This window comes from Salimicrobium jeotgali, from assembly GCF_001685435.2.
Lineage (GTDB): Bacteria > Bacillota > Bacilli > Bacillales > Halobacillaceae > Salimicrobium > Salimicrobium album.
In genome coordinates, this window is record NZ_CP011361.2 from 958,071 (window position 1) to 971,714 (window position 13,644).

Consider the following 13,644-nt stretch of genomic DNA (forward strand, 5'->3'; position numbering starts at 1 on the left):
AAAGTGATGAAGGAGGGGGAAAAATGCCGGAACTGCCTGAAGTTGATGCAGTGAAACAGTCTTTGCTGAAACAGGTTACGGGGAAACGGATCAGTCGGGTGGAAGTTTTCTGGCCCTCTATAGTAAAAGTACCTGAAGACAGAAAACAATTTGAAGAAATGCTCCAGGGACAGGAACTGCAAAGTGTGGACAGAAAGGGGAAATTTCTAATTCTTCATCTGGACGACTATTCGCTTGTTTCTCACTTGCGAATGGAGGGCAAGTATTTCATAAGAAACGGGGAAGAACCGAAAGACAAGCATACTCACATCATTTTCACATTCGAGGACGGATCGAGTCTTCACTATAATGATGTAAGGAAATTTGGAACGATGCATCTGTTTGATAAAGGGGAAGAATATAATAACAAACCTCTTAATACGCTGGGGCCGGACCCAATCGAGGGACGGTTCACTACGGAGTATATGTATGAACAGCTTCAAAGAACGACCAGAAGAATCAAAACAATACTACTTGATCAGAGTGTAGTGGCGGGATTCGGGAACATCTATGTGGACGAAACACTTTTCAGAGCAGGTGTCCATCCGGAACGGCTTGGAAGTTCTCTTGACAGGGAAACAGTGAAAAGAATCGTGGAGGAAGGAGAAAAAGTTATCCGGGAAGCGATGGAAGCAGGCGGCTCCACTATCCGCTCCTACAGCAGAAGTGACGGGAGCCGGGGAGAGTATCAGACCAAGTTGTTCGTGTACGGAAAAGAAGGAGAACCCTGTCCCGCCTGCCGGAGACCGATTACGAAAACAAAGGTAGGCGGACGCGGAACACACGTATGCTATTATTGTCAGGAATGAAAAATTATGAGTATGTCATGAAACAGCTGAAGAATAAAAGAAGACCTGTTTTCCGGTCCGGCACTCCCCGGGCCGGAAACCGGTACGCAGGAGGATCTTAAATGACTGTTGTGATAGGACTTACAGGAAGTATCGCCACCGGAAAAAGCACGGTTTCGCGTATGTTTGCAGAGTGGGATATACCTGTGATTGATGCGGACAAGCTTTCCAGGGAAGTGGTGGAACCAGGCGAAGCGGCTTATGAAAAAATTGTTGACTTTTTTGGTGATGAAGTATTGTTACATACTGGTGAAATAGACAGACCGGCTCTTGGGAAGATTATTTTCGGTGATGAAGAAAAGAGAAAGCGGCTGAATGCTATTGTACATCCCGAAGTGCGCAAAAGAATGATAGAAAAAAGGGAGTATTACAAGGAACGAGGGGAAAACGCGGTTGTACTGGACATACCTCTTCTGTATGAAAGCGGACTGACGGACTACGTCAACAGAACGATGGTGGTGTTCGTCGATGAGGAGATACAACTGCAGAGACTTATGGACAGGGATGGTTCTGCAAGGGAAGACGCGAATGAAAGGATAGCTTCACAAATAAGTATTAAAGAAAAAGCGCGTATGGCAGATGCAGTGATTGATAACAATGGGAGTGTGGAAGAAACGAAGATCCAGGTAAGAAAACAGCTGGAAGAATGGGGGGTCCTGAAAAATCCTGAAAAATAACAGGATTTTTAATTATCCACTAACAAAAACGATTACAATATGATATACTATTTTTAAATTATGATGACACAATGGAGGGGTACTTATGGGTAAAGCAAAAGTAGCAATCAACGGTCTTGGAAGAATCGGGCGGATGGTCCTCAGACAGTTGATTGACGATGATACAGTGGAATTGGCAGCTGTAAATGCCAGCTATCCACCGGAAACGCTGGCTCATATGATTAAATATGACAGCGTACACGGGAAACTGAATGCTGACATCGATCACACGGAAGAGGCACTGTACATCAACAATCATAAGATAGCTCTTTGCCAGGAACGGGACCCTGCTCAGTTACCGTGGGGACAAATGGGCATTGATGTAGTTATAGAAGCCACCGGTAAGTTCAGAGAAAGAGATGCTGCTGCAAAACATTTAAGTGCCGGTGCTGAAAAAGTCATTATTACAGCTCCCGGAAAACAGGCTGACGCTACGATTGTAATGGGTGTTAACAATGAAGCGTACGACCATCACAATCATCACGTAATTTCCAACGCTTCCTGCACGACAAACTGCCTTGCTCCGGTAGTGAAAATTCTCGAAGATGAGTTCGGCATCGTTGACGGTCTTATGACCACCGTGCACTCGTTCACCAACGACCAGCAGAATCTGGACAATCCGCATAAAGATTTACGGCGTGCCCGGGGATGCACCCAGTCGATCATTCCTACTTCCACCGGGGCAGCCAGAGCTATCTCGGAAGTTGTGCCCGAACTTGAAGGGAAACTTAACGGTATGGCCTTACGCGTGCCGACGCCTAACGTTTCTCTTATCGATCTCGTGGTCGATTTGAAAGAAGATGTCACTAAGGAAGATGTAAATGAAACATTCAAAAGAGCGAGTGAAGACGGAATGAAAAATATTCTGTCCTATTCCGATGAGCCCCTCGTTTCGATCGACTATACCTCTTCACCTTACTCTTCCATCATCGATGGTCTGACTACACAGGTGGTAGGGGACAGAAAAGTGAAGGTGCTTGCCTGGTACGACAACGAGTGGGGGTACTCCGCACGCACTGTCGATTTGACGAAAATGGTAGCAGAACAACTGATGAGCGAAAAAAAACAAAAAGTGTCGTGACCTCAAAGCTAATGCTTTGAGGTTTCCTTTTTTTACGGGGGGATGTTACGATTTCAAAAAGGCAGTGGACCTGCTGAGTTCACGCAGCCGGGGAGGCTGTAACGGGAATGTTCAGTTCGACCTGGACATGGTTACGTATGAAAGGGAGAAGAGGTCTGTCATGAATACATTGGGAAGACACATACTTGGGGACTTATGGAACTGTGATGTTTCCTGTCTCGAAGATATCGATTACGTTGAGAAATTGTTTGTAAGGGCAGCTTTGAAAGCCGGTGCTGAAGTAAGGGAAGTTGCGTTTCATAAATTTGCTCCACAGGGAGTGAGCGGAGTCGTGCTGATTTCTGAGTCGCATCTGACTATTCACAGTTTCCCGGAACACGGGTATGCAAGTATAGATATTTATACGTGTGGGGACCACCTGCAGCCGGAGGAAGCTTTCCATACTATCGTCGAAGGACTGAAGTGCCGTAAGTATGACATAAATGAAATTCGTCGGGGGGCCGTTTTTAATACCTGAGCGTATAGTCAGTTTCCGTACGGAAGGAATCATGTTAAAATGAGATATGTATAAAAACCCAGTGATGAGGAGAAGACTCAGTGAAAAATTTTATGTCAAAATATTTTTCCGATCACGCCGAGACGAGAGATCATCATCCGGATTCATCGTTACAGACGAAATACTATAAAGCGAATAAAGATGAAATTTTCAGTATTGTTGAAGAGATGTTCCAGCCGCCATCAATAATAAAAGGTTCTTCCAGAGAACGCGGCGAACTTACGGTGGAATACAGGGATGGAAGGAAAGCTTTTGTGGTTGTAACGATTATCATGGTCCGCCCCTACAGGAGCGCTGTCGATTTTTCAGTGACTACAGAATCAGCTCTTCCTTTTGATTTCGGATACAGTCATAAACTGGTGAGTCGGTTTTACGAAAAGCTGGAAGATAAATTACCAGTGGTGGAAAAAACTTAGATACATATACTTCTGAATAGTGGAGATGATGAATGGTGATATGCCCGAACTGTGGTGACAAAAATACGAGAGTGCTGGATTCCCGTCCCATAGAAGACGGGCATGCGATCAGAAGACGCCGGGAATGTGATAATTGCGATTTCCGCTTTACTACATTTGAACGAGTGGAAGAAGTGCCACTGATAGTAGTCAAAAAAGAGGGGACGCGAGAGGAATTCAGCCGTGAGAAACTGATGAGAGGGTTGATAAGGGCTTGTGAGAAGCGTCCGGTAGCTGTTGAAGACCTGGAAGCAGTGACTCATGACATCGAAAAGGAACTCCGTAATCGCGGAGTGTCTGAAGTGAACAGTAAAGAAATCGGAGAGATGGTTATGAAGAATCTTTCCGAAATCGATGAAGTAGCATATGTACGCTTTGCCTCTGTTTATCGTCAATTCAAGGATATCAACGTTTTCATTGATGAATTGAAAGATCTGATTAAACATGAAGAGAAAGAATGAGCCGCATCAGGCTCATTCTTTTTCAGCAGGGGGCAGCTTCACATGTGTAACTTCCGGAATATCAGACCACAGGTGAAATTTCAGTTTCCTCAGGCAGAAAGAAGTGAGCTCAATGAATAAAGGAATCGGAAAACTGAACCCGAAAGATTGTTATATTTCCTTAAGTGCGCCTAGTCTTGAAGACAGAACGACGGTGCTGACTCATTTGTATCAGCCCGTTATAGGGCGTGAGGCTGTAACGTTGTTTCAATTTTTGGAAGGAGAAGCCAGGCTGTATGAAGGGGAACGGACCCATCATGCGCTGATGACCTATACAGGGCTGACGCTCGACAGGATCTACGAAGCCAGAATTCAGCTTGAAGCGATCGGTCTTCTGAAATCGTTCAGGAAGGAAGAGGAAAATCGCATCAGTTATGCGTACCATCTCATCCCTCCTTTCTCCGCTTTCCAGTTTTTTAATGACCATATGCTCTCCCTCCTGCTTCTTCACAGAATAGGCGAGGAGAAATTCAATATGCTGAAGCAGGCTTTTTCGTTCTCTTCTGTGCAGCTGGACGAGTATACGGAAGTCACCGCTTCGTTCAGTGACGTTTTTTCTCCGGCAGCCACTCTTCCGGAGGGTATAGATACAGGGAAAGAGACCGTACAGCAGCAGGGAGTGGCTCTCCAGGAGAGTGCCGTAGACCTTGAGTGGATCGAGAAAGCCCTTCAGGAACGTATGCTTCCTGCCGGGAAAATTTTAGGAAAAGAAAACAGCCGGCTCGTACATCAGCTGGCGGTGCTCTATAATATAAGTACGACGGATATGGAAAAGGCGGTTCTGTGGTCGGTTACGGAGGAGAATGAGCTGGATACAGAAGAGTTGAAAGCTTCCTGTCACGATCTCGGCCAGCGTGACGTTCCATCAGGACCGGCTACTGAAAAGTCTGAAGAGAAAAAAGAAGAACAGGTGAAAGAGAAAACCGCCCCTGTTTCAAAAAACGAGAAATTCATCAGTATGCTTGAAAACATTACTCCAAAAGAACTGCTCGAGGACATGTCGAATGGCAACAAAGCAACGGACCAGGACGTGAAACTGATCAGGAACGTTATGACAGAACAGGGTCTTCCAAAAGGCGTAATGAACGTACTGATCCACTACGTACTGCTTAAGACGGATATGAAACTCTCAAAACCTTATCTCGAAAAAATCGCGAGTCATTGGGCACGAAAAAACGTGAAAACGGTAGAACAGGCTATGAATATGGCCAGAGCCGAACACAAAAAGTATCAGGAGTGGAGTAAAGACAAAGGGATGAAGAAAAAGCGCAGTTCCGAAGTTCTCCCTGCCTGGTACAAGCAGGAAAAACACAAGGAAGAGCCCCGTCCGAGTCACGAGGAAAAGGAAGAGCAGGGAGCTTCCGGCGAAGAAATCGCCCAGCGTATTCAACGCATCACCGAGAAACGGAAAGGCAGGTGAACCACGTGGAGCCGATTCAGGAATCTTTGAAGAAATGGATGCGAGATAACGAATCGTTCAAAAACCGCATGAATCAGGCAAGGCAGCAGGTGCTCGAAGCCCCTGAAGTCAAAAAACTGATTGAAGAAACAGAGGGGCTGACGAGAACGGTGGCTGAGAAGAATCTGATTAAACTTCACGAATATCAGAACCAGTCGCTGGCCTGTGAGAAGTGTCCTTCCCGCGCGGAGTGCATTAACATCTTGCCCGGCTACGTGCCCCGTGCGGAAGTTCACGGACAGGAAGTGAAAATCGCTTACGACAAATGCCCGAGACAGGTAAAAAAAGAAAGAGAAGAAAAACAGCGTTCCCTCGTCAAAAGTTTGTACATGCCTAAAGAACTGCATGAAGCGACGTTGGAAAAACTGGATTTCACCGGCAGCGAAGAGAGAAACGAAGCAGTAATGAAAACTGTAGCCTACGTGGACCAGCTCGGGGAAAAACTTCCACAAAAAGGACTGTATTTCCATGGACTGTTCGGTGTAGGAAAAACATACTTTCTCGGAGTTCTTGCGAATGAACTCAGTAACCACAACATCGAGACTATGGTGATTTACATGCCGGAATTCGTGAGGGAAATGAAAGCTTCGATTAAAGATGATTCTATTGCAAGTAAAGTGGATGCTTTCAAAAAAGTACCCGTTCTAATGCTGGATGATATCGGGGCGGAATCACAATCCGCCTGGTTCCGCGATGAAATACTCGGCTCTATTCTTCAGCACAGGATGATGGAAGGACTTCCCGTCTTCTTCACTTCCAATTACTCCCTTAAAGAACTGGAACAGGTAATGGGTCATACGAACAGAGGAGAAGTGGGTGCTTTGAAAGCGACGAGGATCATTGAAAGGATCCGTCAATTGAGCGACCCGGTGGAAGTGAGCGGTCCAAACCGGAGAAATCGGTAGGAAAGCTTGATTTAACCGTGGGAGAGGGCTATAATAACGACATAATGATAAATGAAAGCTTGGAAGAGGACATGATTGGTAAAGTACCTGTGGTTCAGAGAGAGAAGTCGCGGCTGGAAGCTTCTCCCGGAAGGATTATCAATTACCACCTCGGAGCTCCGGCTGTGAACTGTGAGTAGCGGTCGGCGTATATCTGCGTTAAGGATAATGAAGACGCCTCAATAAGGCGTGAATGATGGGTGGAACCGCGAGTCGATAACTCGCCCCTTTTGCGAAAGCAATTGTGGGCGGGTTATTTTATTTATGGGAAAATTATTATACAGAAGGAGTGGCAGTGATGGCAGAATCGATAAGTATCCAGTTTCCGGATGGCAACGAGAAAACTTTCGACCGGGGTGTAACAGGTGAGGAGATAGCTCACTCTATTTCTCCCGGATTGAAAAAACAGGCGCTTGCTGTAAAACTTGACGGCGAAATGTACGATTTGCGGCGCCCGATCGAAAAGGACGCCTCCATCGAAATCGTAACGTATAAAAATCCGGAGGGGGTGGAAGTATTAAGACACTCGACCGCCCACCTTATGGCTCAGGCAGTGAAGAGGGTGTTTGACGAGGATATTAATCTCGGGGTAGGTCCTGTGATCGAAGATGGTTTCTACTATGATATGGATCTGAATACATCCATCACTCCCGAGGATCTTCCGGTAATTGAAAAAGAAATGCAGAAAATCGTTGATGAGAATCTGGAAGTGAAGCGATTTGAACTCAGCCGGGAAGAAGCGATACAGAAGTATAAAGAACTTGGGGACGACCTTAAAGTAGAACTTATAGAAGATATTCCTGAAGGAGAGACGATCAGTTTCTATCAGCAGGGTGAGTTCGTCGATCTCTGTCGCGGTGTGCACGTTCCGCAGACAAGCAAAATTAAAATCTTTAAACTGCTCAACATCTCAGGTGCATACTGGCGGGGAGATAGTGATAATAAAATGCTTCAGCGTATTTACGGTACAGCTTTTGAGAAACAGGAGGAGCTTGACGAATATCTTCGTTTAAGAGAAGAGGCAAAAGAGAGGGACCACCGCAAACTAGGTAAGGAACTCGGCATTTTCACGGTCAGTCAGGAAGTCGGACAGGGGCTGCCACTCTGGCTTCCAAACGGCGCCACGATCCGCCGTACAATTGAGCGCTACATCGTGGACCTGGAGGAAAGACTGGGGTACAATCACGTTTATACTCCCGTTCTTGGAAGCGTGGATCTGTACAAAAAGAGTGGACACTGGGATCACTACAAAGAGGATATGTTCCCTACGATGGAGATGGACAACGAGGATCTCGTGCTGCGGCCGATGAACTGCCCGCATCATATGATGGTTTATAAAAATGAATACTACAGCTATCGTAACCTGCCTGTCCGTATCGCGGAACTGGGTACGATGCACCGGCACGAAATGTCCGGCGCCCTTGCAGGTCTGCAGCGCGTCCGTGCTATGACGCTTAATGACGCTCACATTTTCGCCCGCCCCGATCAGCTGAAAGATGAATTTAAACGCGTCGTCAGACTTGTCAGCGAGGTATATCACGATTTCGGCCTGAACGACTATTATTTCCGTCTATCCTATCGTGATCCCGAGGACAAGGAAAAATACGTAGATAACGATGAGATGTGGAATAAATCCCAGGCTATGCTGAAGGAAACGATGGATGAAATGGAGCTTGATTACGTGGAAGCGGACGGGGAAGCAGCTTTTTACGGTCCGAAACTGGATGTTCAGGTGAAAACGGCTCTCGGAAAAGACGAGACGCTCTCCACGGTCCAGCTTGATTTCCACCTGCCGGAACGGTTCGATCTCACGTACGTCGGAGAAGATGGCAAAGACCACCGTCCTGTCGTTATCCACCGCGGTGTCGTCTCCACGATGGAGAGGTTCGTAGCTTTCCTCATCGAGGAATATAAGGGGGCGTTCCCGACGTGGCTCGCCCCTGAACAGGCGCGGATCATTCCGGTCTCTGCGGACGTCCATCTGGATTACGCCAAACAGCTCGAAGATCGTCTGCGCCAGTCAGGAATCCGGGTGAGCGTAGATGAACGTAACGAAAAAATCGGATATAAAATCCGTGAGGCCCAGACAGGAAAGATACCGTTCCAGCTCGTCGTAGGCGATAAAGAAATAGAAGCCGATGCTGTGAACGTACGCAGGTACGGAGAACAGAATTCGGAAACGAAAGAGGTATCCACTTTTATCGAAGAAGTGCGAAACGAAATAGACCAGAAATTATTGCGGAAATAATGAGAGGGAGGGGCAGGTATTCCTGCTCCTTCAAAATGAAATAAAGGTTTGACAAGGGAAGAACTCGGTGATAATATATATTAGGTAAATGAATGAACGGATCTGAGACAAGAAGAAGCACCCGCTTCTCACCTGATCGACGCTCAATGAGCAGTTGGCAGGTTCAATTTCCCTGCTTTTCAGTAGGGCTACGTGTGGGTGCAGTTATGTACCCGCACTTTTTTGTGTAATCAACAACTTGTCGATGACAGATCTTGTTATGATTTTCCGAATATAATTTGGAGGTGGCTAGATATTAGCAAAAACGATAAGACGTTAATTAATGAGAAGATTCGTGCCAAAGAAGTTCGTCTCATAGACGTAAATGGCGATCAGCTTGGTGTCAAATCTCGTAATGAAGCGTTGGACATTGCTGCGAATGCAGAACTCGATCTCGTTATGGTTGCACCTAACGCGAAACCACCGGTATGCCGGATCATGGATTACGGGAAATACCACTTTGAACAGCAGAAGAAAGAAAAAGAAGCCCGTAAGAAACAGACGACTATCAAACTGAAAGAAGTACGTCTGAGCCCGGGTATCGAAGAACACGATTTCAACACGAAATTACGTAACGCGCGTAAGTTCCTTTCCAAAGGGGACAAAGTGAAAGCTTCCATCCGTTTCCGCGGTCGTGCCATCACACACAAAGAGCTTGGTCAAAAAGTACTTGACCGTATGGCTGATGAGTGTAAAGATATAGCGCAGGTAGAAACGAAGCCGAAGATGGAAGGCAGAAATATGTTTATGATGCTTGCTCCACTTAACGAGAACAAGTAACCGACATCTAGTTAAAGGAGGAAATGGATATGCCAAAAATGAGAACTCATAAAGGCTCCCAGAAACGCTTTAAGAAAACAGGTAACGGGAAGGTTAAACGCTCCCACGCGTATACGAGCCACCTGTTTGCCAATAAGTCTCAAAAGCAGAAGCGTAAATTGCGCAAAGATGCACTCGTATCTAACGGAGACTATCGTCGTATCAAGAACATGCTTCCGAAAAAATAATTTAAGTATCACAATCAGGAGGGATTATTATGCCACGCGTTAAAGGTGGAACAGTGACACGTCAACGTCGTAAACGTGTCTTAAAGCTAGCTAAAGGTTATTATGGTTCGAAACACGCCCTATTTAAAACAGCAAAACAACAGGTAATGAAGTCAGGTCAGTATGCGTATCGTGACCGTCGTCAGCGTAAACGTGACTTCCGTAAACTGTGGATTGCACGTATCAACGCTGCAGCACGCATGAACGACATTTCTTACAGTCGTCTTATGCACGGTTTGAAACTCGCAGGAGTAGAAGTGAACCGTAAAATGCTTGCCGATCTTGCAGTTAACGATGAAGCAGCCTTCACTTCTCTTGTAGATCAGGCTAAAACAGCTCTTAAATAAACGCGTTTTGAACGTAAGAAAGCCATCTTCCTGGTTTGGGAGATGGCTTTCTGTTTAGATAGAGTTTTACAAGTGTTATTTCTTCAGAACGGGTGGACGGGTACGAAAAAAGATAAAGTAAGAGCATATCTTCCTGCAGGTTTTTCTATTGTTTTTCAAACGGCCGTTGCAACAATGTTTTCATCGGATATTTCCATTCGATGGAGGCGTGAGGATAACGGATCAGAATTTCTTTTTCCAGAAAATAAAGATCTTCCCGTTCCATCCCCGTCAGCCTGTCCGGTTCTTTTGCGGAAACTGTAATGGAAACCACTTCGAAAGACTCTTCCGTAGCCCCGACATATTTCTCACCCTCAAAGATAGCTCCTTTGTAAGTGATAAAGAAATTGCGCTTCGGATTGTCTTCGTTATCTTCGAAATAAAAACTGCGGTGTTCCACAGCCGTATTAAATTGCCGTTTCGGATCTTTGGCCAGCTGCACCATTGTATAGACGAGAAACAGGAGTGCAGCCAATAAAAGTATTCTGAATAAAATGACCATCATAGTAATCGTCCCCTTGTAGGCTTATAATAGAGATACGGGAGAACAGGGGCAGAAGTTTCAACTATTTCTTAAAATGATAGCGCTGTTTTCACCCGACGTAACGATAAGGAGGAGAAAAATGCACTGGGCAGAACTTTATGAATACCAGCGGCAGCTGGATAAGTACATCGAGCAGCATAAAAATGTAGAAAAAGAGTCGGTCGTCGATCATAAGACTCTGGCTTTTTACGTGGAACTTGGGGAACTGGCAAACGAGACGAGATGTTTCAAATTCTGGAGTAATAAACCTGAAAGTGATCATGAAACCATCAAGGAAGAGTACGTGGACGGGCTTCATTTTCTGCTCTCCCTTGGAATAGAGTTGAACAGTTATGTCGAGTCAGCGGAAATTTCCGATGTCACCTCCCGGACGGAGGCCTTTCTAACGGTATACCAACGTTTGGGAGAATGGAAACGTAAAAAAACGAAGCAGGCTTATCAAAATCTTTTTGATGCGTACGTAACTCTTGCTGCTGCGCTGAACATTTCTGAAGAAGATATGAAGCAGGCCTATCTCGAAAAAAATGATGAAAATTACGATCGTCAGGACCGTGGGTATTGAGTTATTTTTGTGATTTTTTCGACTTCGGTTTATAATGTACAGGGAGTAATTCAAAGGAGGTAATAAGATGGCGAAGAAAGACGAAACGCTTACGATGCTTAAAGATCTTACGAATGCAAGAGGAGTCCCGGGTAATGAGAGAGAAGCCCGCGACGTGATGGAGCAGTACATAAAGCCTTACGCGGACAGCGTATACACAGACAACCTCGGAAGTCTGATTGCTGAGAAACGCGGAGATAAGAAAGGCCCTAAAGTGATGGTGGCCGGTCACCTCGATGAAGTAGGGTTTATGGTAACACGTGTAGACGAGAACGGGTTCGTCTACTTCCAGACAGTAGGAGGCTGGTGGAGTCAGGTGATGCTGGCCCAGCGCGTTACAATCATGACCGGAAAAGGCGATGTTACAGGTGTCATCGGTTCGAAACCCCCGCATATCCTTTCAGCAGAACAGCGTAAAAAACCTGTGGATATCAAAGATATGTTTATCGATATCGGTGCGGGCTCCAGGGAAGAAGCGGCTGAATTCGGAGTGAAACCTGGAGATTCCGTTGTCCCGTATTTTGAATTCACTCAGATGAACAACGAAAAAATGCTGCTTGCCAAAGCATGGGACAACCGGATCGGCTGTGCAATAGCCATCGAAGTATTGAAGCGCCTGAAAAAAGAAAAACACCCGAATATCGTTTACGGTGTAGGGACAGTCCAGGAAGAAGTAGGCTTGAGAGGGGCGAAGACAGCTGCCAATATGATCCAGCCTGACATTGCTTTCGGTGTGGACGTCGGCATCGCCGGTGATACTCCTGGCGTTACGGACAAAGATGCCCAGGCTTCAATGGGAGAAGGACCTCAAATCATTCTTTACGACGCGTCCATGATTTCGCATAAAGGGCTGCGGGATTTTGTGACTGATACGGCAGATAAGAATAATATCCCTTATCAGTTCGATTCCATGGCTGCAGGCGGTACGGACTCAGGTTCCATTCATTTGAGTCATAATGGGGTACCGGCGCTCTCCATTACAGTACCGACCCGTTATATCCATTCCCATGCTGCAATGCTGCACCGGGATGATTTCGAAAACGCAGTAAGTATTATTGTAGAAGTGATCAAAAACCTTGATAATAAAACTGTCGAGAATATTACGTTCAACTGATCATACTGAACAGGACCCGCTCCATTTCCAAGGGGCAGGTCCTGTTACTTTTGCGGTGAGGATTAAGACTATCGGCCGGTGAACGATGGCCGGTAAGAGTAAGGAAAGAGTGAGGAATAACCAATGATAACATCCGTCAAAAATCAAAAAGTGAAAGAGTGGAAGAAACTCCATAAGAAGAAATACAGAGATCAGTATGGACTTTTTCTCGTGGAAGGCTATCACCTTGTGGAAGAAGTAGTTAATAGTGACTGGGAAGTGAAGGAACTTATAGTTCAGGAAGAGTCCCGCGTGCCGTTTTCTTATGAAGGGAATAAGGAACTTGTAAGTGAAGCGGTAATGAAGGAGATTACGGAAACAGAGACACCGCAGGGGATTATGGCAGTCGTGTATAAAAAAGAAGAGGGAGTGGAAACGGGATCACGTTTTCTTCTCCTTGACACTATCCAGGACCCCGGAAATCTCGGAACGCTCATACGGACGGCAGATGCTGCGGGATTTGATGCAGTACTCATCGGCAGGGGGAGCGCAGATCGCTTTAACGATAAAGTCGTACGTGCGACCCAGGGCTCGATGTTTCATAACATGAAGGTGATGGAAGTTTCACTGGAAGATGAGATTCCCGTACTTAAAAGCAGAGGTGTTACCGTTTGGGGGACTGCCTTGCAGGGAGCCAGCAATTACACGGAATTGAAGCGGCCGTATAAAGTAGCGATTCTTCTCGGTAATGAAGGGAATGGAGTTGGGGAAGGGCTTCTCGGGCTTTCTGACGAAAGAGTGAAAATCCCGATATTCGGAGAAGCGGAATCGCTCAATGTCGCTGTGGCCGGGGGAATATTAATGTTTGCGGTGAATCAGTAGTTGCATTTACTTTACAATTTTCCTATAATTATTTATTAGTTATACAGGTAAAAGCTTTGACGGAGCAAAGTAGACAGTCGCAATATCGGTTACAGGGAGGCAGCGTCTCAGACTGGAAACGCTGCTGCCGCAGCGACTGCTGAAATTTCACTCTTGAGCTGACACAGCCGTGTCCGGATGACGATCCGTTAACTTACGCAAAGTGGG

16 protein-coding genes and 3 other annotated features (1 of these 19 cut by a window edge) are annotated in these 13,644 nt (G+C 46.0%); of the genes, 15 read left to right on the forward strand and 1 reads right to left on the reverse strand.

The genetic code is table 11. From position 1 onward, the window contains the following. Nucleotides 1-23 precede the first annotated feature (23 nt). From mutM to rplT, 12 genes are all read left to right on the forward strand, one after another. Nucleotides 24-848 (forward strand): DNA-formamidopyrimidine glycosylase, encoded by an 825-nt coding sequence (mutM, locus tag AAV35_RS04765; protein ID WP_008588578.1) that lies wholly within the window; start codon nucleotides 24-26, stop codon nucleotides 846-848. A 101-nt stretch (nucleotides 849-949) separates the two neighbouring features. Then, nucleotides 950-1,564: a dephospho-CoA kinase gene (coaE, locus tag AAV35_RS04770; RefSeq protein WP_008588580.1), complete on the forward strand. Its 615-nt coding sequence runs from the start codon at nucleotides 950-952 to the stop codon at nucleotides 1,562-1,564. 85 nt (nucleotides 1,565-1,649) lie between these two features. Then, nucleotides 1,650-2,684 (forward strand): glyceraldehyde-3-phosphate dehydrogenase, encoded by a 1,035-nt coding sequence (locus AAV35_RS04775; RefSeq protein ID WP_008588581.1) that lies wholly within the window; start codon nucleotides 1,650-1,652, stop codon nucleotides 2,682-2,684. 160 nt (nucleotides 2,685-2,844) lie between these two features. Continuing rightward, nucleotides 2,845-3,201 (forward strand): adenosylmethionine decarboxylase, encoded by a 357-nt coding sequence (gene speD / locus AAV35_RS04780; RefSeq protein ID WP_040609201.1) that lies wholly within the window; start codon nucleotides 2,845-2,847, stop codon nucleotides 3,199-3,201. Between the two features lie 80 nt (nucleotides 3,202-3,281). After that, the gene (locus AAV35_RS04785; protein ID WP_008588585.1) at nucleotides 3,282-3,656 is read left to right on the forward strand and encodes a hypothetical protein; all 375 of its coding nucleotides are present in this window, start codon (nucleotides 3,282-3,284) and stop codon (nucleotides 3,654-3,656) included. Between the two features lie 35 nt (nucleotides 3,657-3,691). After that, the gene (nrdR, locus tag AAV35_RS04790) at nucleotides 3,692-4,156 is read left to right on the forward strand and encodes a transcriptional regulator NrdR (protein WP_040609205.1); all 465 of its coding nucleotides are present in this window, start codon (nucleotides 3,692-3,694) and stop codon (nucleotides 4,154-4,156) included. A gap of 112 nt (nucleotides 4,157-4,268) precedes the next feature. Further along, the gene (locus tag AAV35_RS04795; RefSeq protein ID WP_008588591.1) at nucleotides 4,269-5,615 is read left to right on the forward strand and encodes a replication initiation and membrane attachment family protein; all 1,347 of its coding nucleotides are present in this window, start codon (nucleotides 4,269-4,271) and stop codon (nucleotides 5,613-5,615) included. 5 nt (nucleotides 5,616-5,620) lie between these two features. Then, nucleotides 5,621-6,559, forward strand: a complete 939-nt coding sequence (gene dnaI, locus AAV35_RS04800; RefSeq protein WP_008588593.1) for a primosomal protein DnaI — start codon at nucleotides 5,621-5,623, stop codon at nucleotides 6,557-6,559. 51 nt (nucleotides 6,560-6,610) lie between these two features. Then, nucleotides 6,611-6,830, forward strand: a binding site (T-box leader). Nucleotides 6,831-6,896: 66 nt separating this feature from the next. Continuing rightward, on the forward strand, nucleotides 6,897-8,846 hold the full coding sequence (gene thrS / locus AAV35_RS04805; protein ID WP_008588595.1) for a threonine--tRNA ligase: 1,950 nt from the start codon (nucleotides 6,897-6,899) through the stop codon (nucleotides 8,844-8,846). 103 nt (nucleotides 8,847-8,949) lie between these two features. Next, nucleotides 8,950-9,076: a sequence feature (ribosomal protein L20 leader region), on the forward strand. A gap of 43 nt (nucleotides 9,077-9,119) precedes the next feature. Then, entirely contained in the window at nucleotides 9,120-9,665 is a 546-nt protein-coding gene (gene infC, locus AAV35_RS04810; RefSeq protein WP_179946310.1) for a translation initiation factor IF-3, read from the forward strand. 29 nt (nucleotides 9,666-9,694) lie between these two features. Next, nucleotides 9,695-9,892: a 50S ribosomal protein L35 gene (gene rpmI, locus AAV35_RS04815; protein WP_008588599.1), complete on the forward strand. Its 198-nt coding sequence runs from the start codon at nucleotides 9,695-9,697 to the stop codon at nucleotides 9,890-9,892. 29 nt (nucleotides 9,893-9,921) lie between these two features. Next, nucleotides 9,922-10,278 (forward strand): 50S ribosomal protein L20, encoded by a 357-nt coding sequence (rplT, locus tag AAV35_RS04820; RefSeq protein WP_008588601.1) that lies wholly within the window; start codon nucleotides 9,922-9,924, stop codon nucleotides 10,276-10,278. Between the two features lie 145 nt (nucleotides 10,279-10,423). On the opposite strand, the gene AAV35_RS04825 is transcribed toward rplT, so the two are convergent. Beyond that, complete coding sequence (locus AAV35_RS04825; RefSeq protein ID WP_008588602.1) at nucleotides 10,424-10,822, reverse strand: hypothetical protein; 399 nt, start codon at nucleotides 10,820-10,822, stop codon at nucleotides 10,424-10,426. A gap of 118 nt (nucleotides 10,823-10,940) precedes the next feature. Here AAV35_RS04825 and AAV35_RS04830 point away from each other — a divergent pair, with 118 nt between their 5' ends. From AAV35_RS04830 to AAV35_RS04840, 3 genes are all read left to right on the forward strand, one after another. After that, complete coding sequence (locus tag AAV35_RS04830; protein WP_008588603.1) at nucleotides 10,941-11,423, forward strand: dUTP diphosphatase; 483 nt, start codon at nucleotides 10,941-10,943, stop codon at nucleotides 11,421-11,423. Between the two features lie 67 nt (nucleotides 11,424-11,490). Continuing rightward, complete coding sequence (locus AAV35_RS04835) at nucleotides 11,491-12,576, forward strand: M42 family metallopeptidase (protein ID WP_008588605.1); 1,086 nt, start codon at nucleotides 11,491-11,493, stop codon at nucleotides 12,574-12,576. A gap of 123 nt (nucleotides 12,577-12,699) precedes the next feature. Next, entirely contained in the window at nucleotides 12,700-13,437 is a 738-nt protein-coding gene (locus tag AAV35_RS04840) for a TrmH family RNA methyltransferase (RefSeq protein ID WP_008588607.1), read from the forward strand. A 47-nt stretch (nucleotides 13,438-13,484) separates the two neighbouring features. Next, nucleotides 13,485-13,644: a binding site (T-box leader), on the forward strand; it runs 51 nt beyond the window's last position.

Excerpts from the sequence above, each read along its gene's own strand:
- mutM (WP_008588578.1), top strand. The coding sequence starts at position 24 with ATGCCGGAACTGCCTGAAGTTGATGCAGTGAAACAGTCTTTGCTGAAA.
- coaE (WP_008588580.1), top strand. The coding sequence starts at position 950 with ATGACTGTTGTGATAGGACTTACAGGAAGTATCGCCACCGGAAAAAGC.
- AAV35_RS04775 (WP_008588581.1), top strand. The coding sequence starts at position 1,650 with ATGGGTAAAGCAAAAGTAGCAATCAACGGTCTTGGAAGAATCGGGCGG.
- speD (WP_040609201.1), top strand. The coding sequence starts at position 2,845 with ATGAATACATTGGGAAGACACATACTTGGGGACTTATGGAACTGTGAT.
- AAV35_RS04795 (WP_008588591.1), top strand. The coding sequence starts at position 4,269 with ATGAATAAAGGAATCGGAAAACTGAACCCGAAAGATTGTTATATTTCC.
- thrS (WP_008588595.1), top strand. The coding sequence starts at position 6,897 with ATGGCAGAATCGATAAGTATCCAGTTTCCGGATGGCAACGAGAAAACT.
- rpmI (WP_008588599.1), top strand. The coding sequence starts at position 9,695 with ATGCCAAAAATGAGAACTCATAAAGGCTCCCAGAAACGCTTTAAGAAA.
- rplT (WP_008588601.1), top strand. The coding sequence starts at position 9,922 with ATGCCACGCGTTAAAGGTGGAACAGTGACACGTCAACGTCGTAAACGT.
- AAV35_RS04825 (WP_008588602.1), bottom strand. The coding sequence starts at position 10,822 with ATGATGGTCATTTTATTCAGAATACTTTTATTGGCTGCACTCCTGTTT.
- AAV35_RS04830 (WP_008588603.1), top strand. The coding sequence starts at position 10,941 with ATGCACTGGGCAGAACTTTATGAATACCAGCGGCAGCTGGATAAGTAC.
- AAV35_RS04835 (WP_008588605.1), top strand. The coding sequence starts at position 11,491 with ATGGCGAAGAAAGACGAAACGCTTACGATGCTTAAAGATCTTACGAAT.
- AAV35_RS04840 (WP_008588607.1), top strand. The coding sequence starts at position 12,700 with ATGATAACATCCGTCAAAAATCAAAAAGTGAAAGAGTGGAAGAAACTC.